The sequence below is a fragment of the Acidobacteriota bacterium genome (assembly GCA_016703965.1).
Classification (GTDB): domain Bacteria; phylum Acidobacteriota; class Blastocatellia; order Pyrinomonadales; family Pyrinomonadaceae; genus OLB17.
Genome location: JADJBB010000021.1, coordinates 1,151,532 through 1,174,896, shown reverse-complemented (window position 1 = coordinate 1,174,896; position 23,365 = coordinate 1,151,532). Strand labels below are relative to the sequence as shown.

Annotated in this window: 15 protein-coding genes; 6 read left to right on the top strand and 9 right to left on the bottom strand. The window is 53.3% G+C overall.

The features are described 5' to 3' along the window. Positions 1 to 18: 18 nt before the first annotated feature. The 3 genes from IPG22_12655 to IPG22_12645 all read left to right on the top strand — a co-directional run bounded on the left by IPG22_12655 (position 19) and on the right by IPG22_12645 (position 5,348). Complete coding sequence (locus tag IPG22_12655) at positions 19 to 2,319, top strand: glycoside hydrolase family 65 (protein MBK6589136.1); 2,301 nt, start codon at positions 19 to 21, stop codon at positions 2,317 to 2,319. Positions 2,320 to 2,604: 285 nt separating this feature from the next. Continuing rightward, positions 2,605 to 4,566, top strand: coding sequence for a rhamnogalacturonan lyase (locus tag IPG22_12650; GenBank protein ID MBK6589135.1), 1,962 nt, complete (start codon positions 2,605 to 2,607; stop codon positions 4,564 to 4,566). Continuing rightward, positions 4,563 to 5,348: an SGNH/GDSL hydrolase family protein gene (locus tag IPG22_12645; protein ID MBK6589134.1), complete on the top strand. Its 786-nt coding sequence runs from the start codon at positions 4,563 to 4,565 to the stop codon at positions 5,346 to 5,348. Before IPG22_12650 ends, IPG22_12645 begins: the two co-directional genes overlap by 4 nt. Positions 5,349 to 5,429: 81 nt before the next feature. Here the strand turns inward: IPG22_12645 and IPG22_12640 are convergent, their stop codons facing one another. The 3 genes from IPG22_12640 to IPG22_12630 form a co-directional block, all read right to left on the bottom strand. After that, a complete protein-coding gene (locus IPG22_12640) occupies positions 5,430 to 7,790 on the bottom strand; it encodes a glycoside hydrolase family 127 protein (protein MBK6589133.1) in 2,361 nt (786 codons plus the stop codon). After that, the gene (locus tag IPG22_12635; GenBank protein ID MBK6589132.1) at positions 7,787 to 10,642 is read right to left on the bottom strand and encodes a hypothetical protein; all 2,856 of its coding nucleotides are present in this window, start codon (positions 10,640 to 10,642) and stop codon (positions 7,787 to 7,789) included. The genes IPG22_12640 and IPG22_12635 overlap by 4 nt, the downstream gene beginning before the upstream one ends. A 77-nt stretch (positions 10,643 to 10,719) precedes the next feature. Beyond that, positions 10,720 to 12,177, bottom strand: a complete 1,458-nt coding sequence (locus IPG22_12630) for a sulfatase (protein ID MBK6589131.1) — start codon at positions 12,175 to 12,177, stop codon at positions 10,720 to 10,722. Between the two features lie 187 nt (positions 12,178 to 12,364). On the opposite strand from IPG22_12630, the gene IPG22_12625 reads away from it, so the two are divergent. The 3 genes from IPG22_12625 (at position 12,365) to IPG22_12615 (ending at position 15,141) form a co-directional block, all read left to right on the top strand. Then, positions 12,365 to 13,153 (top strand): formylglycine-generating enzyme family protein, encoded by a 789-nt coding sequence (locus IPG22_12625; protein ID MBK6589130.1) that lies wholly within the window; start codon positions 12,365 to 12,367, stop codon positions 13,151 to 13,153. Between the two features lie 34 nt (positions 13,154 to 13,187). Then, on the top strand, positions 13,188 to 14,150 hold the full coding sequence (locus tag IPG22_12620) for an aldo/keto reductase (protein MBK6589129.1): 963 nt from the start codon (positions 13,188 to 13,190) through the stop codon (positions 14,148 to 14,150). 151 nt (positions 14,151 to 14,301) lie between these two features. Beyond that, complete coding sequence (locus IPG22_12615) at positions 14,302 to 15,141, top strand: hypothetical protein (GenBank protein ID MBK6589128.1); 840 nt, start codon at positions 14,302 to 14,304, stop codon at positions 15,139 to 15,141. A gap of 20 nt (positions 15,142 to 15,161) precedes the next feature. Here IPG22_12615 and IPG22_12610 read toward each other — a convergent pair whose 3' ends face one another. The 6 genes from IPG22_12610 to IPG22_12585 all read right to left on the bottom strand — a co-directional run bounded on the left by IPG22_12610 (position 15,162) and on the right by IPG22_12585 (position 23,362). After that, positions 15,162 to 17,576, bottom strand: a complete 2,415-nt coding sequence (locus tag IPG22_12610) for a glycoside hydrolase family 95 protein (protein MBK6589127.1) — start codon at positions 17,574 to 17,576, stop codon at positions 15,162 to 15,164. 13 nt (positions 17,577 to 17,589) lie between these two features. After that, complete coding sequence (locus tag IPG22_12605) at positions 17,590 to 18,684, bottom strand: glycoside hydrolase family 88 protein (GenBank protein ID MBK6589126.1); 1,095 nt, start codon at positions 18,682 to 18,684, stop codon at positions 17,590 to 17,592. Positions 18,685 to 18,812: 128 nt separating this feature from the next. Continuing rightward, entirely contained in the window at positions 18,813 to 19,961 is a 1,149-nt protein-coding gene (locus IPG22_12600; GenBank protein ID MBK6589125.1) for a xylose isomerase, read from the bottom strand. A 10-nt stretch (positions 19,962 to 19,971) separates the two neighbouring features. Then, entirely contained in the window at positions 19,972 to 20,952 is a 981-nt protein-coding gene (gene galE, locus IPG22_12595; GenBank protein ID MBK6589124.1) for a UDP-glucose 4-epimerase GalE, read from the bottom strand. Further along, on the bottom strand, positions 20,952 to 22,382 hold the full coding sequence (locus IPG22_12590; GenBank protein MBK6589123.1) for a GHMP kinase: 1,431 nt from the start codon (positions 22,380 to 22,382) through the stop codon (positions 20,952 to 20,954). Before IPG22_12590 ends, galE begins: the two co-directional genes overlap by 1 nt. Beyond that, the gene (locus tag IPG22_12585; protein MBK6589122.1) at positions 22,376 to 23,362 is read right to left on the bottom strand and encodes an inositol monophosphatase; all 987 of its coding nucleotides are present in this window, start codon (positions 23,360 to 23,362) and stop codon (positions 22,376 to 22,378) included. The genes IPG22_12590 and IPG22_12585 overlap by 7 nt, the downstream gene beginning before the upstream one ends. Positions 23,363 to 23,365: the final 3 nt, after the last annotated feature.

Sequence of the window (23,365 nt, the reverse complement as noted above, 5' to 3'; positions counted from 1 at the left end):
GAATAAGGTGGAGAAATTGTGAGCAACTCAGAAATAAGCAGACGTAAATTCATCGGCTCGATCGCGGCGACCGGCGTTTTGGCGAAAACCGGACTCGGTGGTTCTCAGCTCCCACAGGTCAAGATCGACCGATACGCCCTCGTCTCGAGACACAATCCAGTGCTGCGAAAGCTCGATCCGCTGTCGCCGCTGTCGGTCGGCAACGGCGAATTTGCGTTCACCTGCGACATCACGGGCCTGCAAACATTCCCCGAGGAATACGCGAACGGCATGCCGCTCTGCACTATGTCGCAATGGGGCTGGCACACCAAACCGATGCCCGAGAGTCTCAAGGGCAAAGAGTTAAAGCTCACCGAATACGAAACCTACGGCCGCCAGGTCGGCTACATGACGACGAAAACCGGGCAGGAGGAACTGTTCGATTGGCTCCGCGAAAACCCGCATCGGCTGCATTTGGGGCAGATCGGATTTCAGCTTTTGAAGTCGGATGGAAGCGAAGCGAAAGCCTCTGATATCACTAATATCGAACAAAAATTAGATCTTTGGACGGGCATTATACACAGCAAATTCACATTCGACGGCAATCTGGTAATAGTTCGCACCGCCGTTCATCCGAACGATGACCAGATCGGCCTAAGTATTGAATCAGACCTGCTACGGCTCAAGCGGCTCTCCATTCGCTTCGGGTTTCCTTACGGCTCACAGACAATGCACGCGGCCGACTGGAACTCCCCGGACAAGCATATGTCGACAGTAAGTATGTCGAGTCCGAAACACGTTTTTATTCGACGCAAGTTAGATAAAGATGAATACGGTCTAGGCGTCCGATGGAACGGCTCGGGAAAGTTTGTAACGGAGAGACCGCATCACTTTTTACTTACCTCGGAGGGTGACACGAAGTTTGAGATCGCAATCGCATTTTCCCCTACGTTCTCGGCCACCATTCCACCGCCCGCCGGGATCTTTTCCGCCTGTGAAGTTTACTGGAAGAACTTCTGGCTTACAGGTGCGGCGATCGATCTTTCGGAAAGTAAAGACCGTCGTGCTAAAGAACTCGAACGCCGCGTCATCCTCTCACAATATCTGACGGCGATCCAATGTTCCGGCTCGCGGCCGCCGCAGGAGACGGGGCTGACATCGAATAGTTGGTACGGAAAATATCATCTCGAAATGCACTGGTGGCATGCGGCACAGTTTGCGTTGTGGAACCGCTTTCCTCTGCTCGATCGAAGCCTCGACTGGTACAACAACGTGCTGCCGAGTGGGAAAGAGCGGGCAAGACAGCAAGGTTATCGCGGAGTACGATGGCCAAAGATGACGGATACGACCGGCCGCGACAGCCCGTCGCCAGTTGGAGCGCTTCTGATATGGCAGCAGCCGCATCCGATCTTTTACGCCGAACTTGCATATCTCAACCGCCCGACAAAAGCGACGCTCGATCGATTCAAGAACATCGTTGAGGAAACTGCGACGTGGATGGCCGATTACGCACATTACGACAAGGAAAAAGACCGCTACGTCCTCGGCCCGCCGGCGATCCCGGCTCAGGAAAATCATCCGGCCCGCGAGACATGGAACCCGACGTACGAACTCGAATACTGGCATTTTGGCCTAAAAACAGCCCAAAAATGGCGTGAACGACTCGGAATATCCCGAAATCTTACGTGGGATCGGGTCATCGCAAAATTGTCAAAACTTCCGGTTGGCAGTCCTGGAAACACCATTCCTAAAGCTAAAACAACGTCCTCCGCAAATGGCAACACCGACACCATAATGCTCGCCCAGCAGCAAAACGATGCCGCCAAAGCGGCGATGACAAAGGCCGTCGCTGAGCCGTTCGATCCGGCCACTTCCGTTTACTGGGCACACGAAAATGCCCCGCAATCGTTTACCGAACGCAATCACGACCACCCGTCGATGCTAGCCGCTCTCGGCATTCTGACCGGCGAAAAAGTCGATCGCGAAACGATGCGGCGGACGTTAAAGAAGGTCTTCGAGGTTTGGGATTGGCCTTCCACGTGGGGCTGGGATTACCCGATGATCGCGATGACGGCGGCGAGGCTCGGCGAGACAAAACTGGCGATCGATGCCCTCATGATCGACACGCCAAAGAATGGCTACGCCGCAAATGGGCACAATTATCAACGCCCAAATCTGCCGCTATACTTGCCCGGCAACGGCGGACTGCTCTACGCGATCGCGTTGATGGCCGGAGGATGGAAAGGCTCGCCGAAGAAAAACGCTCCGGGCTTTCCGGACGATGGTTCGTGGACCGTTCGGGCCGAGGGCTTTGACCCGAAGGTGCTTGGCGAGATCTGAAACTTCTTGACTTTGTGTTTCTTGTATGATACACTGTACGACAGCTACGACATATTAGGAGAATTATCTATGGATCGGTTAGCTTTTCCCGGCAAAGAACGCAGTTTGGATGTAGTAAGGAAAAAAGTTTTTTGTAAAAGTCCGTTTTACGTGCCATTTTCTACGCTAACCCGTTATCTGACAACAGTTTGCGTGTCCACACCCCATCGCGGACACGCCGCGGACAGCCTGCGGACACCAAATGGACAGCGATGGACTAATTCGGCCGAAAAAATAGCATCTCCTATGAAAAGCCATAAAGCTATCTGTCTGATCCTGCTGATGTTAGCACTGTCATTCAGTGCATTTTCGCAAAAGCTCCAGCCAAGACAAATGGAGAGCCTGTCCCGCGGCGTGGTTGCGATAAATCAAGGCGGCAAGGCCTTTGTGAGTTGGCGAATGTTCGGCACGGATGCTGATAATATTGCGTTCAATCTATATCGCACCACCGAAGGCGGCAAAGCCGTTAAGTTGAACGATAAGCCGATCGATAAAGTGACGTTTTTCATCGATGAAAAGGTCGATCTCTCAAAAACGAACACCTACTTCGTTCGTGCGGTGCAGGGCAAGAATGAACTTGCTCCGGGCGGCTCATTTGAGCTGAAGGGCAATACACCCGCCAGGCAATACCTGTCTATACCACTCCAAACGCCGGCCGGGTACACACCAAATGACGCGTCGGTCGGTGACCTGGACGGTGACGGAGAGTACGAGATCATACTGCACCAAACCGGACGCGGACGTGATAATTCGCAAGCCGGGATCACGGATCCGCCGATCCTCCAAGCCTACAAAATGGATGGTACGCTGCTGTGGTCGATCAACCTCGGCAAGAACATTCGCGAGGGGGCACATTACACCCAGTTCATGGTCTACGACCTCGACGGCGACGGCCGGGCTGAGATCGCCTGCAAAACGGCGGACGGTACCATTGACGGAAAGGGCAAGGTGATCGGTGATGCGAAGGCAGACTGGGTTTCGCCACAGGGCGCGACGATCGAAGTCGAACGTCCGGAAGGCGGCCCGCGAAAGGCTGACGTGACCGGAAAGGTCCTTGCCGGGCCGGAATTCCTGACCGTTTTTGACGGTATTACCGGCGCCGAGATCTCAACGGTCAATTACGATCCGCCGCGTCATCCGACCAAACGCGACCCGACCGGAACTGAGCTTAATGAGATCTGGGGCGACGGCTACGGTAACCGCTCCGACCGCTTTCTTGCAGCTGTCGCCTATCTCGACGGCGTCCATCCGAGCCTGATCTTCTCCCGCGGCTACTACACACGGACCGTGATCGCCGCCTGGGATCTGAAGAATAAGAAGCTAACTAAGCGCTGGGTCTTTGACAGCGATTCGAGCGAAGAGAACCGTAAATTCCGCGGCCAGGGCAACCACAATCTGAGCATTGCCGACGTCGATGCGGACGGCAGGGACGAGATCGTCTTCGGTGCGATGGTCCTCGACGACAATGGAAAGGGCCTTCATTCGACAGGGTTTGGTCATGGTGATGCTCTGCATGTATCTGACCTCGACCCGGATCGTCCGGGGCTTGAGATCTTCGATATTCAGGAACGGTTCGATGATGCGGGTGCACATTTCCGCGACGCCAGAACCGGCGAAGTGATCTGGAAAAAGCCTTCGATCAAAGCCGGCGAAGACGGCGAAGGCCCGGGCCGCGGCCTCTCGCTCGAGATCGACCCGCGACATCGCGGTTTCGAATCATGGGTCGCCGGAGCCGGAATCACCGGACTTTTTAACGTCAAAGGCGAGAAGATCTCGGAGAAGAATCCACGCTCGTGCAATTTCGGCATTTTTTGGGACGGCGATGTTCTCAGCGAACTGCTCAATGGCAACGCCGTATCAAAATGGAATTGGGAAAAGGAAACGACCGACGTCCTCTTCACTGCGGAAGGCTCGGCGTCAAATAATGGCAGCAAATCGACACCTGCATTGAGCGGTGACCTTTTTGGCGACTGGCGCGAGGAATTCATGCTTCGCAGTACTGACAACAAGGAACTGCGGATCTACACGACGACCATCCCGACCAAGTACCGCTTTTACACGTTCATGCACGACCCGCAATATCGCCTGTCGATCGCCTGGCAAAACGTAGCGTATAATCAACCGCCACACACGAGCTTTTTTATCGGCGAAGGTATGAAACAGCCGCCGCGACCAAATATCACGACCGAACCAAGGAAGGGAAAATGAAAAATATCGCATTTTTGTTCATCATCAACGCTCTGCTCTGCATAGCGGCTTTTGCTCAAACGCCGACGCCCGCGCCGCTTGACCCGCTTGCTGCTGAGAAGCAGCGAGCCGACCGGCTTCTCGATCGCCTGAACAATTTCGCCAACTACGGCCGTTACCGCGAGGCAAACGCCAAACTCGCTCCGCCCGCAAAAAGCGAAAACCGCGTGGTTTTCATGGGTGATTCGATCACCGATGGCTGGAAGCTCGATCAGTATTTCCCCGGCGAACCTTATGTAAATCGAGGTATCAGCGGCCAGGTGACGTCGCAAATGCTGCTTCGTTTTCGGCCAGACGTGATCGATCTGAAACCGAAGGTTGTCGTCATTCTTGCCGGAACCAACGACATCGCTGGAAACGTAGGGGTCATCAGCCTCGACATGATCAAGGCTAACTATGCCTCGATGATCGATCTTGCCCACGCCCACGGTATCAACGTCGTTTTCGCATCGATCATGCCGGTCAGCGATTACAACAAGAACGCCCAGGGCAATCCGATCATCCGCACCGTCCAGCGAAAGCCTGCCGAGATCCTCGATCTAAACAACTGGATCAAAAAGACCTGTGCCGAACGAAAGCTTGTCTATCTGGATTATTTTTCGCCAATGGCGGACGAAAAGGGCTTACTAAAAGCAGACATCGCCAACGACGGCCTGCACCCTAATGCCAAAGGCTATGAGTTGATAAAACCGCTCGCGGAAAACGCGATCAAAACGGCGCTCAAGATGAAGACTCCAAAGTAGTGCAAAAGCCCGCGGGTAAGCAAGGGCAATTCACTCAAGTTGAATGTTTCGCCCTTGCTTACGCGCGGGCTTTCGCATCGCTTACTTCGACCGGAAGATCAGCACGCCGAAAACAGGGCCGGCTGTGTTTCCCTTCTCGGGTTCAAATCGAACCGTGACGGTCGATCTTCCTTTGGTGAGTTCTTGCGGGATCGGATAATCACGCTCTATCCATTCGCCGGGTTTATTGTAGCCGAGCGTTTCCGAGGCGATCCTGGTGCCGTCGATGAGGATATGGAAGAGGCGCTTTCGCTCCTCGCCCCAATAGGTTGCTTTGAGGGTCAGCGGTTCGTCGGTTACTTTGGCCTTGAACTCGAAGAAACCTTCGGTGCGAGCATCACGGCCATTCCGACCGCGATACGAGACCGGATACGAGATCGAGGATGTCAGAGCGTGATCACGTTCGGGCTGCATTTCACCCAGGTGCATGACATCGACCGAGCGTGCCTGAAGGTCTTTTAACCGAGCTTGTTCCGCAGCATACGCGGCTTGCTCTTTAGCCCATGCCGCATCGCTGAAACGCTTGAAGTAAACAGCGGTGCGGCGTTCCCATTGGGAATAGAAGGGCCGCAGGGTAATTTCACTTGGCCGGCCAATACCGGAGGTTGTGAAATTTGCGAACTGCGGCTCGCGTCGGAGCGAAGCGAGCAGATCGCTGCCGACCAATGCCGGAGCAACGCCGTCAAATTTGCTCCTCGCTTCGCCAAGATCCGCCGCAAGAACGGCCGGGCCGTGGAGCAGGGCGATCGTGTTCGGGTCATCAGCCGTCGGTTCGATACGTGGCTTCATGGGTAGGGTCAGCACCAGCGTATCACCGGTTTTCCATCTGCGTTTGACGGTCGCGTAACCGCCATCGCGAACGAGCTTTTCGGCCTTACCGCTGACCTTGAGAGAAGGGTTTTCGCACCAGTAAGGTAGTCGCAGCGAGACAGGAAATTCGCTCTGCTTTGAGATCTTTGAAAACTTAATGGTAACGTCCTCGCCCAGCGGATATGCGGTCGAGAGCTCGAACTTCGCCTGCCGCTCAGCCCAGTCAAGCGTCGACGGGATAAAAAGGTTGACGATCAGGTGATCGTCATTGTGCCAATAGATAGATTCGCCATGTTTCGAATGGCTCTCGATGCCCGAACCGACACAGCACCAGAAGTCGTTGAATTCGGACGAGAACGCTCTCGCCGTACCTGACATCAGCGGGATCATGTAGGCAAACATTCCCGTCCGCGGATTCTGGTGAGCCATTATATGGTTAAGATGCGCCCGCTCATAGTAATCGAAGAATGACGAGTTAGTATTCCAAGCGTACAAATGCCGCGTCAGTTTGAGCATGTTGTACGTGTTGCACGATTCACATGTCTGCTCGGTGATGTGGGTCGCGATCGAGTTCGGAGCCTGAAAATATTCGCGGTCCGAGTTCCCGCCGATCACGTACGAATAGTTCGTCGTCACATTCTTCCAGAAAAAGCGGGCGGCAGTCGCGTATTCGGGTTTATTTGTCAGCTCATAAAGCCGAGCGAGGCCGATGACCTTCGGGATCTGGGTGTTGGCGTGGATGTTCGGCAGTTCGTCTTTCTCGGCAAACATCGGCCCAAGCGTGCGGTTGTGGAGAATGCGTTCCGCGAGCGCCAGCCAACGTTTGTCTTGGGTTCGAGCGTAAAGCTCGGCCATCGATTCGTTAAGCCCGCCGTGCTCGCAGTTGAGCATTTTCTGCACTTGTTCGTCACTGAGCTTGGCGAAAACACCGTCGATAAAGCCCGCGAGTCTTACCGCGATCTTTAACCCATCCTTGTTTCCGCAATAGTTTTCGGCATCAAACAGCCCTGCGAACAGCTTGTGCCAGTTATAAAAAGGCACCCAGCAGCCATTCAGATCGAAACCGGCGGAACGAATGTCGCCAGCCTTGATCTCATCAAAGATGACGCGACCGTTCTCAACATCCTTCCCTTTCTTCCGCGTGAAACCGGCAACGTAACCATCTGGCGCCTGGTTTTGGCACTCCGCCAACTCGCCGATTATGTAATCGACGCGCTTTTTCACCTCAGTATTACCCGTCTGAGCGTGCATCAGCGAACACGCCGTCAAATAATGGCCGAGGGTATGCCCCGAGATCGTGTCTCGTTCCCAACCGCCATAAACCTCGCCCTTCGGCTTCAGTCCCGCATGAACGCGAAAATTGTGCAGCAAACGATCAGGCTCGAGTTTGATCAGATACTTCAGATTCGCATTCACCGCATCAAGGAAAGGCGAAGGCGTCAGCCGCACGTTTACTAGCGAAAATGGCTGCGCGGTCTTGGGAAAGTTCGCACCCGCTTTTTGCCCAACCGCAGAAAGTGGAACAGCCAAGCCGACGCCGGCGAGCGTCGAGACCTTCAGAAATTTTCGTCGATCGAATGTACTTTTGTTCATCGTTTTGGTCTCTGCTTAGGAACAGGAATTCTGTCAGATTGATCGGTTAATTCGATCTTCTTACTTTTTCCATCGAGCGGAATTGAATATGCTCCTCGCTCCGACTTAAAGCTCGGATCGATCCCGTAGGGCGCGTTTTCGATTCGAAGTCGTGCCGTCTTCACATTCCCGGTCGCTGGCGATAGTGTTATTTTAACCGCGCGTGTTCCTGCATTAAGTTCTATCGTTTCAAATGTGCCCGCATCCAACGTCAACCACAATCTGAACGGAGCAATAAAGATCCGCTGCCGCATCGAATCACGCGGCGTGACCATTACACGGTCGCCGTTGACGCGAATGTTCCCGCCGAAAGCCTGCCAGCCGAAGTCCCTCATATTGGCTACATAGGTCGCCGCATTCATCGCGTGGCCAAAGAAATTCATGCCGTAATCGCCGCTGTAGGCGTCCCATTTGAGCGTATCGGGATATGAATGGAATGCAGCGGACGCGAAGCCCTCCTGGTCAATGTTGGTCAGCGCGGCGTTACCGCCCGCATAGCCGACACGGAGCAGATGCTCGTCGGTCGGGTCATCGCGGTAGTGGTCGAGCATCGGGATCGCGTTCAGGCCGGAGCCGTAATGGTGGATCTGGCGTTCGATTCGGGTAAGTTTTGCCGCGTAGAGGAAATCCCAATAACGACGGGCGTTTCCGTTGTAGCCCCAATGAGGGATCGAAGGCATGTAGCCGATGATCGAATTAAGCGAGACCATTGCCTTATCCGGGTGCCCGAAATATTTGCACCACGCGTAAACTTCTTCCTGCCCCGTCGAATCCCAAGCCATTTCGCTGCCGAACGGGTATTCCTCGGCTGCCCAATGGTCAGCGCGTTCCTTCATCAGCTTTTCGATCTCAGCGGCCTTCGCAGTCCAGCCCTCGCGTTTGAGGTCTTTGAGCAGCTCGAGAAAGATCGTGCCTTCCATCAGGCCGAGTTCGACGTAGCCGACGACGTATTTGCCGTCCGGCTTTTTGCTGAAAGCGAATTTCGTCGTTTCGAAAGCCTGGTCAAGATACCAATCCCACGAATGATTTTTAACGAGACCTTCAGTATTTCGGGCGTTTCGGTATATTGACCAGTAAGCCGCGACAACGTGCGGATAATTATATCCGCGGCCCACGCTCATCGCCTGGTCTTTTTTCCAGCTTGCCCACGTCGTCCAGTTGCGGTTCTTTTCGTACGGAAAAGCAGGAAATTCGTCGGGTGAGTAATAGAGCATGCTCTTTCGCACACCGTACTTATTCTGGCCGTCCATGTACTGCAAACCGCCCCAGATCACGCCGTCGATGAACCTCTCAAACTTAGCGATCTCTTCCGCCTTCGGCTCGACCAACTGTTTCATCGCAGCCGCGACCCACGAGCCGCCGCCGCCCTCGTCGCCGAGCCCGGCGATCCAAACTCGCTGGTCCTGTTCGACGATCTTGTCTGCCTCGCGGTCGTACCCCATCACCGAAGGGCTGCGTTTGAACGGATCTGACGGATTCTCGTACCACTGTTTGGTGAACAGAAAATTGCCCAGATCCGCAACCGCCTGCCGCGATGGCTTAGTCAGATAATATTGGATCGTCTGTCTCGTTCCATCAGCGTAACTGATGGTCAAACGGGAGCGTCCCCAACCGTTCGATTTGATCGCAAATGCCTGCAGATCACTTTTTGGAGCCTTCGCGGCGGTCACGGTCATAGAATCCGTCGGCTCGACCTCGACCGTAGTGACTTTCGAAGGAGCTTTCAGGAACAGCTTTCCTTCAATATCATTCGGCAAAACATAGCCCGGAATGCCAACCGCGACGGGCCGTTTGTTGGCTTTCAGCGTTTCTTCGATGTTCTGTATCTTGTCCGAAAGCAGGAACCGAACGCCGATCTCGCGTTTTGCTTTCGGCGCCAGGATCTCGCTAGTTGGCGGATTCCATGGACTAATATTGAGTCGCTTTAGGCTATTTTCCTTGAGATTATCGCTGTGTCCCAAGAACAAAATCAAGTCGAAGAGTTCGTTGCCGATCGTAGGCATCTCGGACCGACTCCACTCGTTCTCGGCGAGAGCCTTGCTCCGAACAACCCATTCAAACATCCCTTCCGCTGTCTGCTGAGGACGAGCGGGTTCGCGAAGAGGTTGATAAGCTTCGAAGGGAGTTTTCCCTTCCGGAACGACGACAAGTGCGGGGCCGTTGCCTTTTAGACGCGTAACCTGAATATAGCCTGCATCGAGCCCGATATATGGGTCTGAGAATGAATTTTTCTCGTGAGCCTCTGGCAGTTTGCGGTTGGTGATGATGTTGTTGAACACCATCGGAATGCCAAGCTCGCCAATCTCGATCGGTTTGTCCGTCTTGTTGATCAGCTCAAAATTCAACACAAATTTCCCGTCGCGAACCGTCCATGTCCTGATCACCCGGATCGGACAATCAGCCGGTAAACTCGCCGAAAGGTCGGATCGGGCAATATCAGGAGCCTGAACCGTTAGCGGCAAGACTGGTTTACGAGAGGACGCTGTAGAATAATCGACCCACTCGCCGCCATCCGTTTTCAGCGTGAACTTTATATCGCCAAAATGATAAAACCCGTCGCGAGCACGGATGCTCAAACGGTCCGCAGGCGTGAAATCAAACCCGTTTGCACCGTTTGGTTCGAGGGCCGCAAGGGTCTGAGATTGTTTGACGAGTTTGATCTTAAATTCAGATGTTTCGAATTCGGAAAAGCCATTTTCGAGGCCAAGAGTCGACGGTGGCACGGGCGTTGGAGTCGAAGTTTGTGCGAAAAAAGATACAGCAACAAAACAACCAGCCGCCAGCACCCAAAACGTTCGCGTCAATTGATTCATCTTGTCTATCTCGATCCCGTCTTTACAGCTTTGCTTCTCTCGCTACTTGCGGGAAATGCTTAGACCGCAAAGGAAATTCATGGCATCTTAGCCAAAAGAGCCTTCATCTCGGAAACTGTTTTCGCATATTTCGGGTCTTCCGAGAGATTTTTCAACTCGTGCGGGTCTTCCTCCGTCGCGTAGAGCATGCGGCCTGATTTACCCTCGTCCCATTCGACGTAATGCCAATTTGCGGTCCGGACCGAGCGGCCGAAAGATTTCCCGAAAACCGTGACACTGTAAGCCGGGCGATCGAATGACGCGGTCGGCGTCTTGAGTAGTTTCGCAATGCTCTCGCCAGATATATTCTTCGGTTTCGGCAGTCCGCAAAGCTCGGCGAGAGTCGGGTAAAGGTCAAGCAGTTCGACGACGCGGCTCGTCGAATTCCCTTTCGCATTCGGCATCGCGATGATCAGCGGGACGCGGAGACCGAGTTCGTAGAGCGAATACGCCTTCGACCATTTACCTTTTTCGCCGAGGTGATAGCCATGATCACCCCAGAACACGATGATCGTGTTGTCCTTGAGCCCGTTCTTTTCGAGAGCATCCATCACGCGGCCGACTTGTGCGTCCATAAAGCTGGTCGATGCCCAATACGCCCGCTTCATCTCTCGCGAAAGCTCAGGCGTTGATTCGCGGCCGATGAAAAGATCGGCGTTTCGCGGTGATATCGATATTTCAGGTGCACCGGGCAGTGCATGAGGCGTCGTTCCAAAATCCACTGGCAGTGGAATCTTGTTGACATCGTACATGTCAAAGAACCTTTTCGGCGCCGTCGGCGGCGAATGCGGTTTCACAAAACCAACCGCGAGAAAGAAGGGCTTGTCTTTATAACGCTCGATATAGTCGATCGCCCGCGTTGCCGACTTGTAATCGCCGTGCTTTTCGCCTTCGCCGTCGAGAACGATAATGCGATCGGAATTCGATTCCTTTATACCAGCACCCTGCGTCTGAGCGGCTTCCACTTCGTCGGGGTCAGGATTTACTATCGGTTTTGGTTTGTAGTTAGGGTTACCGCGTTCCGTAATATTTGGATCGGGAGCCTCGCCGCCCTCGGTCCAGGAATCGGGATCGTCGATGCCGCCATGAAAGATCTTCCCGGTACGCAGCGTTGCGTAGCCGTTATTCTTAAAATACTGGGGCAGCGTTACCGTCGTGGGATCGATCTTGCGAAAGTAATCGTTGTTATTCATCACCTTCGTCTGTGTCGGATATTTCCCGGTTAGCAGCGACGAACGCGATGGGTTACACACCGGATACTGGGCATAAGCCCGATCAAATCGAGTACCGCGAGCAGCAAGCTTGTCGACGTTCGGGGTCTTGATGTCTTTGACGCCATACGCTCCAAGTTCCGGCCGCAGATCGTCAGAGGCGATGAACAGAACGTTGTATTTTGTTTTCTTTGTCGCCGGTTTTGCATCTGTGCGGACAGCAAGGACCGGCAGCATGGCCAAAATAACAGTGACAGCAAGAAACTTAGGCAGCAGTGTCTTCATAATGCTTAGATTCGGGGTAAGAAAAACGGTTAACTTTCGGTAGAATAATAATAATCCTTTCTGGGAAAAAGTGGGAATTAAGAACAAAAAATATTGGCTGTTTTTACTCGCTGCCGTCTTCGGCATTGCATTTTCGGGCTGCGGAAAGGAAAATGTGATCAAACCAGCTCCCGAAACGCCGCAAAACATGGTGTTTATCAAGGGCGGAACGTTCCAAATGGGCACGGACGATGGAATGCCGTTCGAGGGGCCGGTCCATTCGGTTGAGATATCCGATCTTTTCATTGACGAAGCCGAGGTTACCGTCGCTCAATTCGAGGAGTTCGTAAAAGCAACGGGATACAGGACCGAAGCCGAGAAATTTGGCTGGTCCGGTGTCTTCGATTTTGAAACGCGCGGCTGGATCCGCGTCGACGGTGCAAATTGGCGACATCCGGAAGGGCCGAAATCGATAGCCCAGCCGGACGAGCCCGTCTGCCAAATCTCTTGGAACGATGCCACCGAATACGCCAAATGGACCGGAAAACGCCTTCCCACCGAAGCCGAATTCGAGTATGCTGCCCGCGGCGGCCTCGCCGGAAAAAAATATGCGTGGGGCGATGAACTGCTGCCGAACGGAAAGGCAGTCGCGAACTGGTGGCAGGGCGTTTTTCCGGAAAAGAATACGGGCGTTGACGGTTTCGTCGGCAGGGCACCTGTACGATCGTTCCCCGCTAACGGTTACGGCCTCTACGACATCACAGGAAACGTCTGGGAATGGTGCTCCGACCGATTTGCTGACAGCTACTACGAAACCTCGCCAAAACGTGATCCGAAAGGCCCTCAAACCGGCGACGAGCGTGTGATCCGTGGAGGTTCTTTCCTCTGTGCAGAGAATTACTGCTCAAACTATCGCGTTGCCGGCCGCAGCCACGCAACGCCGGATTCGGGGTTGAATAATCTTGGGTTTCGCTGCGTTCGGGATGTTGGGAATTAGAACTTCAACGCAAAGACGCAAAGGAAAAAACACTATGAATTACAGAAGATTTGGCAGAACGAATTGGCAGGTGAGCGACATCGGCTACGGTATGTGGGGAATGGGCGGTTGGACCGGTTCGGATGATGAGGAATCATTGCAGTCGCTTCAGCTTTCCGTGGATCTCGGCTGCAATTTTTTCGACACCGCGTATGTCTACGGCAACGGGCATAGCGAGAATTTACTTGGGCAGCTGATACGTGCCAATCCAGACAAAAAGCTATATACCGCGACCAAAATTCCGCCCAGGAATATGGCTTACCCGACGCTTCCGGAATTCACGCTCGATGAATGCTATCCGGCCGATCACATCGAGGCATTCCTTCATAAGAGCCTCGAAAATTCAGGACTCGACCGTTTTGACCTTCTCCAGATCCACACGTGGAATGACGATTGGACCGCCGATGATAGCTGGTCGAATATGTTGGATTCGTTGAAACGGCAAGGTTTGATCGACGCTTTCGGCATCTCGATCAACCGTTGGGAACCGTGGAACGGCGTGAAAGCAGTTCGCAGCGGCAGGATCGATTCGGTGCAGGTCGTTTACAATATTTTTGACCAAAATCCGGAGGATGAGCTATTCCCGGCTTGTGAGGAAATGGACGTTGCCATCATCGCCCGGGTTCCGTTCGACGAAGGCAGCCTTACCGGTACGATGACGATCGACACCACTTTTCCCGAGGGCGATTTTCGTAACGTCTATTTCTCCTCCGACAAACTGGGAGCGATAATCGAACACGTTGAAGAGCTGCGTCCGTTGGTTACGAATGATTCCAGCATGCCGGAAGTCGCTCTCAGATTCATCCTGAGCCATCCGGCGGTCAGCACGATAATTCCTGGGATGCGCAAAGCTGCCCATGTAAGATCAAACCTCGCGGCAAGCGATAAGGGCGGTCTCTCCGCCGATATGATCCAGAAATTACGTGGACATCGATGGGTGAGAAAATCGCGGACCTAGCCGATGCGAGGCCACAAGTATGTAACGGAAAAGTTACGCGGTTAACCAAATCTCTTGACACAAAAGCCCAAATTGATATAAGTTTAGGTTCTCAATTTTTAACTTATCCATCACTGGTAATAGACACTGTAGAAAGTGGAGGGCTTTTTCAATGAAACCGCTGCGTCTCTTTTCTTTTTTAGTTTTTGCCTTTGTCGTTTCTCTCACCGTTCCGAGCTATCTGTTTGCCAATAGTTCTTATCAGTCCGATTCCGACGTCAAGATGCTGACGGTCAAGACGCTGATCGACGGTGGAATAAAAGAAGATATTGCTCCGAAATATCGCGTTCGATACGACCGGTGGAAAACAGAATTCCTCGATACGGAATTTGGCCGTACTCAATGGGATAAATATGCGAGCAACAGGCAATTCCTGCTCACGATCACGATCTCCAACAAGAAAGGTAAGGGCGCGGGAACGGACAAGTATCTCTGGGACGAGGCCGGAAACTTTGTCGGGGCTACCATCACGCTCGGTGACGAACTGAACGAAGGCTATCCGAACCCGATCTACTATCCGGTGATGAACTCGTTATCGGCTAACGAGACCTCGTACTCGATCAGCGGCAAGATCCTGGCTGCGGCCAAAATATCCCACGAATTTGGCCACGTTAATCAGACCGCGAATGCAAATCGTGCATTCATGCAGATGCAGAACACGCTGATGCCCGTTTACACATCTATTTTTTTGAAGAATGGCCGCAACACGCGGGACAAGAAGTTGGTCGATCTCGCCCAGCAAATGGGCGGAACGCCGGTTGAGATATGGGAAAGCCGCGAGTACTGGAGCGAGGTTAACGCTCTTCGCTACCTGAACGAACGGCTCAGCAAGGAAGAATATCAATGCTTCGTCTTTAATAAGATCAAGCAGAACATCATCACATACGCGAAGGAATACGAAAACCGCTTTGATAACCAGACCGAGTTTTCAAGATCACCCTGCTGGAAATAGAGATCGGATCGCTTTAAAGGCTATCGCGGCAAGGTCATCCGTTGGTCGAGGCGATAGCTTTTTCCGCGAGAGGTCTTAAACGTGATGCTCTTCGTACCGTATCGAACGGTGCACGGCTCGCCGAGCAGAGAACGAATAGCGGCATGCGTCAACTTCCCTTTTTCCCACGCAATATTGACCTCAAACCCGCCGCGTGCCATTAAACCCTTTATGCTTCCGCTCGCCCACGCGTCCGGCAGTGCCGGTAGCAGTCGGATCACCCCATCGTGACTTTGGAGAAGCATCTCGGCAATTCCCGCTGCCGCACCAAAATTGCCGTCGATCTGAAACGGCGGGTGTGCATCGAACAGGTTGTCATAACTCCCGCCGCTGAAGGCAACACCCTCGACCGCAGGTTTTGACCCGACCGGCGTGAGCAAGAGCATTAAAAGTTTATTAGCTCGATCGCCGTCGCCGAGCCTCGCCCAGAAATTTATCTTATGAGCGAGAGACCAGCCGGTCGAAATATCGCCGCGCTTCTCTAGAGTTTTGCGCGACGCAGCAGCAAGTTCAGGCGTTTTTTCGTTCGTTATTTCATCTCCGGGATAAAGTCCCCAAAGGTGTGAAACGTGCCGGTGCATCTTTTCTGGCTCTTCGTATTCTTCGAGCCACTCCATCACACGTCCGTCTGAGCCGATGCGGGTCGGTGCGAGCCGAGCCTTCTTTTCCTCAATATTCCGCCGGAACTCACTGTCGGTCCCAAGAATTTTAGACGACTGAATGACCGCATCGAACAGATACCGAATGATCTGCTGATCGACCGTCGGCCCCATCGCGATATGCAGCGTTTTGTCGCTGCCGGGCAGACGGTAGCCATTTTCGGGCGAATTCGACGGAGCGGTGACGAGCCATCTGTTCTTCGGCTCCTCGATCAGCATGTCTGTGTAGAACAGAGCCGAGCCCTTCATTATCGGGTAGGCCCAGCGAAGAAATTTCTCATCTTTCGTATATAGATAATGGTCCCACAGATGCTGGCAAAGCCATGCAGAGCCCGTATTTGTCGCTCCCCAATTTGCACCTTCTCCAGGCGTAGTAAATCCCCAAGGGTTCGCTAATACATGCGCGACCCAGCCCCGCGAATCGTAATACTTCTTTGCCGTCACTGCTCCGGGCTTCTGCAGCGATTCAACCAGCTTGAACAGAGGCTCATGCAGCTCTGAAAGATTGGTGTTCTCGGCGAGCCAGTAATTCATTTGAACATTAATGTTCAAATGCCAGTCGCCATTCCACGGCGTTTGTACACCTTCGGCCCAGATTCCCTGCAAGTTTGCCGGCAGTCCGCCGGGACGCGAAGATGCGATAAGTAGATAACGTCCGTATTGAAAATAAAGAGCAGCGAATGCCGGATCGTCGGCGCCGTCTGAATACGCTTGAAGTCGGGCGGGAGTCGGTAATTTTGACGCCGCGGACCGTCCGAGATCCAGCTTAACCCGATTGAAAAAACCCTTATGATCCCGCAGGTGAGCGGCTCGAATGGCTGCATAACTCTTTGCGGTCACACGAGTTGCATCGTCGAAAGAAGTTCCGAGAACATCCGCCGTTTTTCGTCCGGCAAAACCCTGGTAATTTGTCGCCGCCGTAACAAATAGGACTGCTTCGTCCGCTGCTTCGATACGCAGCGAGTTCCCTGTCACCGTGAGTCGTCCGCCCCTGTTAACAACGCGAAGCCTCGCCGCATAACGCATGCCGTTTCCGTCGGTTCCGTTGTTTAATTGGCCCGTCATCAGCAATCCGTTTTTTGAATCAACGGTGGTTGTAAAACGCTCGGGCCGATCGAGTCCGGCATCAAAGTTGATTGCTCCGCGCTTATCGGCGGTGATACGAATTACGATCGCCTGATCCGGGGCCGAGACAAATGTCTCGCGGGTGAACTTAACGCCGTTCTGTTGATAGGAAACCCGTGCAATGGCATCGGCTAGGTCGAGCGAGCGGCGATAACCAATGACGTTTGCACCGCCCGCAAATTTCAATCTAAGATCGCCAAGAACCTGATATGACCCGTACTGAGCGTCTTTTCCGCGTCCGCGTGCCGAGCCCGGACCTTTGGCGGTAAAATTCTTATAAACGAGAGCTTCCGCTTCAGCGTTCTTGCCTTCGATCAGCAATCGGCGAATTTCAGGCAGAAACGACGCCGCATCCGACCTGTCTGAATCCTGCTGCGAACCTGACCACAGCGTTCCTTCGTTGAGAATGATCCTTTCATCGGCAACACCGCCGAAGACCATCGCACCAAGACGGCCATTTCCGAGAGGCAAAGACTGCGTAAATATTGTTGCGGGTTTGTCGAACCAGAGCGAGAGATCCCGTGACGGGGCTCGGTCTAGTGGTTGGGAAAATGCAGAACAAACACCGAAGATGCAGATCGATACGGCGATCATTATCCTCGGCGTTTTCATAAAATTGAACATTCTATCTGAGGAGGGCCATTGCACTCCAGAGAGCTGCAGCCTGTCCGTGAAGATCGCCGGTCGCGCGTGCCCGATCCATGTAATACTCGACGGAAAATCCCTTGTTCGTCCCGACGCAGACATCGGTCACGTTGCCATCGGCATTGATATGTTTGGCGAGACCGATCCATGCTTTTCGGGCGGCGGGACCAAATTTCTTTTTATCAAGCCAGCCTTTCTTTACGCCAGTGACAAACGCGAATGCAAACATGCCCGTTCCCGACGTTTCAACCCAGGATTTCGGCATATCGAGAAGCTGACGCCACAGTCCGTCCTCGGCCTGGTATTGAAGAAGCGAGTTCATCATCAGATCGTATCCTTTGACGATACGGGGCCTGAGCGGGTGGTTCTTTGGCAATTCGAGCAAAAGTTCCGTCATTCCTGCTGCCTGCCAACCATTGCCGCGTCCCCAGTAATACTGCGAATCAGGCGCGTGAAAGAAAAGGCCGTTCGGCTGCTGCAGTTTGTCGAGGTAGGCGACCATAGTCTTTGCCGCACGTTCTAAGTAGACCTTGTCTTTGGTCGAACGATACGCCTGCATCTGCACGGCAGTGATCATGTACATATCGTCGATCCAGTAACGAGCCTCGTGCGTAATGCCATCCGGAGTCGGTTTCATCCACTGTTTGTCGGCTAGATCTTTCCCGAAATCCAGATACCGCTTCTCTTTCGTCTGCTGGAATATCTCGAGCGGTACGATACCGATAACGCGATAATCGACATGCTCGGCCGGCGAGATGTTTTTCGCACCGTCCGCAGTTAGGAAACGATCGAATTTGGTCTTCAACCTCGCTTGCAGATCTTTGTCTTTCGTATATTCAGCGACATTCAGAGCTCCGTACCATGCGCAGACTTCCGGATAAATAAGGAACTGTCGCTTGCCGGTCTCGAATTCGAAACCGCGCTTCGCCCAGTTCTCCGCAAGCCGCTTCCCTAGTTCTTTTGGCGAAGAACCCACAGGCCAGTTGCCAAAATACTCACTCTGACCATAAATGATCGTCGAAGAGCATACCAGTGCAATGATCATCGACAACAAAACGACCCTAAAACTTTTCATTTTGCGTATCCTCAAGCTTAGTATTTGGTTCTCGTCACGCCCGTAAAAAGCGTTGGATAAACGGTTAACTATGAAGTTGCAGAATTCTATCAGAAACCGCGACGATGGCGCAATCGCAACAAAGCGAACTACCGAACGCCGAACAGAATATCCATGGTCAACTGATCGAGCCGTTCGTATTGCAGCCCTTTCGACGCTAGCTGATGACGGTCAAACTCTGTCGCGAGCAGGCTGTCAAAGCCGCCTAGCCCGTCATTCTTATTTGTCTCCTCGATCTCCGCGAGGATTGCCTGAATCTCGGCATCATTGTTCCAGCGAACAGCCTTTTCCTTCAGGATGAGATACGTCCGCATGCAGCCGGCGGCAAAATCCTTAACGCCGTCGTAATCCTCGGTTCGATAAGCATGAGCATCAAAATGCCGCATGCCCGGGTAACCAACATCCTCGAGAAACTTCACCAGCCAAAAAGCCGCTTTTGGCGTAACCGAACCAAAGCGCAGATCCTGATCGTAGCGGCCGCCGATCTGGTCGTTAAGATCGATGTGGAATAGTTTCCCGGCTTCCCACGCCTGAGCAACCGCGTGGGTAAAATTCAGCCCCGACATGTGTTCGTGGGCAACTTCCGGATTTACGCCGACCATTTCCTTATGCTCAAGCGTTTCGATAAATGCCAAATACGCTCCGGTCGTCGGCATGTAAATATCGGCACGCGGCTCGTTGGGTTTTGCCTCCATCGCAAACTTATAGCCAAGCTTTTGGGAAATGTTGAATTCACAAAGATAATTCAGTGCCTCGCGAAGCCGCTTTATCGCTACGTCCGGACGCCGGCAGGCATCGGTTTCCGAACCCTCGCGGCCGCCCCACAGAACAAAGGTCTCGGCACCAAATTCGGCACCGAGTTCCATCGCTCGCATCGTTTTTTGGATCGCGTAGTGGCGCACTTTAGCGTCATTCGCGGTGAATGCACCGTCGCGAAAGACCGGCTCGTAAAATAAATTCACGGTCGCCATCGGTACTTTGAGGCCAGTATCGCTGCACGCTTTCCTAAAATCGCTCACGATCTGGTCGCGTTCCGCCGGGGTCGCGTCGATCGGGACAAGATCGTTGTCGTGAAAATTCACGCCGTAGGCACCAACCTCGGCGAGCATGTGGACGATCTCGACGGGTGACAGTTTTCTCCTCACCTGCGTCCCGAACGGGTCAGCCCCGCGATTGCCGACCGTCCATAGGCCGAATGTAAATTTGTCTTCCGGTTTTGGTAGATAATTGTTTGTCATAATTCCCTTCTTATTCGTAGCCGTTCGGGTGGACAGTTTTCCAGTCCCATGCAGTTTTGATGATGCTTTCAATATCAGTGTACCCCGGCTTCCAGCCGAGCACTTCTACCGCTTTCGTCGAATCCGCGATCAAATGTGACGGATCGCCCGCTCTTCGCGGTTCCATTCGGGCTTCGATCGCGTTTCCGGTAACTTTTCTCGCCGCCTCTATGACTTCCAGAACGGAAAAGCCAACGCCGTTCCCAAGATTGATGTGAGTCGATCCGCCGCCATCGCTCAGAAGATCCAACGCTTTAATGTGTGCATCGCCAAGGTCAGACACGTGAATATAGTCTCTAACACAAGTCCCGTCAGGCGTCGCGTAATCGGTGCCAAAGACCGAGACAAAAGGCAGCGTGCCATCAGCGGCGTTCAGGACGTTCGGTATCAAATGCGTTTCCGGTTCGTGATGTTCGCCGCATTGGCTCGTCGCCCCCGACGCGTTAAAGTATCTCAAGGCAACGAACTTCAGTCCGTAGGCTGTATCGTAAGATTCCAATATCCGCTCGGTCATAAATTTCGACCAGCCGTACGGATTTACAGGCTTTTGCGGATGTGTCTCATCGATCGGGATTCTAACCGGATCGCCGTACGTCGCACAGGTTGATGAGAAGACGAACTTTTTGACATCGCATTCGATCAGCGTATTAAGAAGATCATTGGTTCGCAGGGTATTGTTGCCAAAATACTTAGCCGGATCCGTCACAGATTCGCCAACATAAGCATATGCTGCGAAATGCACACATGCATCAACTTCGTGCTCACTGACGATCTTTTTTACGAGTTCTCTGTCGCCGACATCGCCCTGATAAAACGGCACGTCCGCCTCGACCGCCTCGCGGTGGCCGTAAACGAGATTGTCGAGCACGACCACATCGCGGCCCAGCGAACGGAGTAATTCAACCGTTGCACTGCCAATATACCCTGCACCGCCTGTAACTAAAACCGACATCAGGTATTGCTCCCAAAACTAAACTTAACGTGCCCAAACCCAGCCGCTCCCGTCGATGAACCCGCGAAAATATGCGGCTGATGCCCGGTTTGCTCTTCGTATTCATCGGCGACCCATTTCACCTCAGGATCAGCGCCTTTCCGGCCGAGTACGGCTACCGTTCCGCCGCTGCCGCCGCCGGTTATCTTCGCTCCGAACAGGTTCGGTGATTCGCGAACGAGTTCGACGAGGAGGTCAGTGCCCTCGGTTCCAAGTCCGCAAGACGAATAACTGTCGTGCGACGCGTACATCAGTTCGCCAAGTTTTTCGAGATCAGGCTCGGCTGATGTGAGCAGCTTGGCAAATTCCTGCACACGCGAATTCTCGTAAACCGGATGCTTCGTCGGACAAAATACGGAATATGTTTTCTCGGGTAAGACTCTCGTCACCGTATCCGTAATACCGTGAAATTTAGTCAGAAACTCTTTTCCGGTCATCGCTCGCGGCAGCTTGGTCGCAAATCTTCTTTCAAATTCTGTCGGCGTGATATTTGCCAAATATCCGTGCCATTCTGGGTCATTGATCTCAACGACGCCATCGGCAACTTGCCTTACTGCAAGGCCTGCGGCTTCTGCGATCATACGGTAGCCCATGAAAGCCCCGGTCCGCACCGATCCGTAATCACCGCCGCTGACCGAATGTCGAATGCCCGAATCAATGCCCCAAAACTCGATGCCGTCAGGTATCGCGACACTTTCGCCAACCTCCGCCGGCTGGCAAACCATCGACAAAAACCTTCCCGCTTCTCCCGCCGCCGAGGTCATTTGATCCATGATACCGCACGGTGCCCCGACAACCAGATTCTCTACCTTCTGACAGAGTATAGCGAGTTCGCGTGCGTCGATCTCCAGATCAAATGCCGCCGCGATCGCCGTCATCGACACAACCTCGATCGCTGCCGATGAGCTAACACCCTTTCCCTCAGGTACTTTTGAATCGAGCAAGATGCTCAGTCCGCCGCGAAAACCCAAACCTTTTTCCCGCATCAGCACCACGAACGCACCCGCAATATAAGCGGCCCAACTATCCGACGGCTCGCGGCGAAAATACTCTCTCGCCGCGGCGTATTCGATGCACTCGCCGTTCGAAATTAGATCGCCGAGCGGCATCTGAAATTCGTGTGTTCGCGTCGTATCGCTGCCGAGGCTCCTGATCCGCACGAAAGGCTCATCAATTTTTTGAATTCCCGCAAACGCTGCCTCGGCTATGGGCATTTCAAGAACCTTCGAACCCGAATAGTCCGCAATGCCGCCCATCACATCGAGCCTTCCCGGAGAACGGGAGATGACGACCTCATTTCCGAAATCGAAAAACGCTCGATTCGCCTTCAGCGTTTCGATAAAGGCTTCGAGATCGGTCGAGCGTTCAATTTTTGCAGTAGTCGTCAACATCTATCAATTTCCGCCTGCAAATGTTTCTCGATCTGCACACGAATGCCTTCATTCGCATAGCCAACCCAGGCGACATCCGGTTCAACCGCGAGTCTAGCCCGCAGGGACTCTCCACGTTCATCGGTGACGATCACGCCAAGTTCACAGGCGATCAACTCAGTACACAGATCGTACGGATGGCAGCAAAGCCCTAGATTCATGCCTTCTTTTTCGAACAATGGTCGCAGATCGGCAACGAACCGGTCGTGTCCCGCCATGAGCTCATAAATCTGGCCGCCGGTCGAGATGTATTGATCTTCAAAGCACTGAGCTTTACCGGGCTGGACCTCGCCGAGTGCCGCCCTTACCACATTCTCGTAAATCTCCGTCGCCTCAACACCGACACCAGGAATGAATCGAGAGATCGTAGCGAAACCATGAGCGATCGATCTATTTACCGACGGTTTAAGCGTCACTTCGCTCGTCTCACCGCTGATCCTGTTGAATCGCTCTGCGTTTGCACCTTGCCCACGAAATGCCCATATCGTGTCGGAAAGGTACTGTTTTACGAGCGGAATTTCGGTCTGTATCGCAAATTCGATGTCGGCGAGATTCGTTTCCTCGCCTTTGTTTGGGGCGACCCCGGTCAATATCCACCCACTGCGCTTTTGGAACATCAAACCGCGTGTTCCGTCGATCGGATCAACGATTATTCGCCATTTCGCATCGGATTCTGCCGCTCCGTGAGGCAAAATGATTTCACCTGTTTCCAAACCTTCAGCGATTAGAACAACCGGCGTTTTCGACGCTATCTCTTTTTCGATGAACTCGACGATCAACTCCTCGCTGACCTGATCGACGGCATAGATCGTGTCGCCTTCTTCCTCACGAGCGACAGCGGCCATGCTTTCGATGGCCGTTTGCTCACAAGCGTCAACGACGACGGTCCGGATCCGTTCGTGCAGCCGCTTTAGTATTGGCAAGAAATCGCCGAGCTCCATATT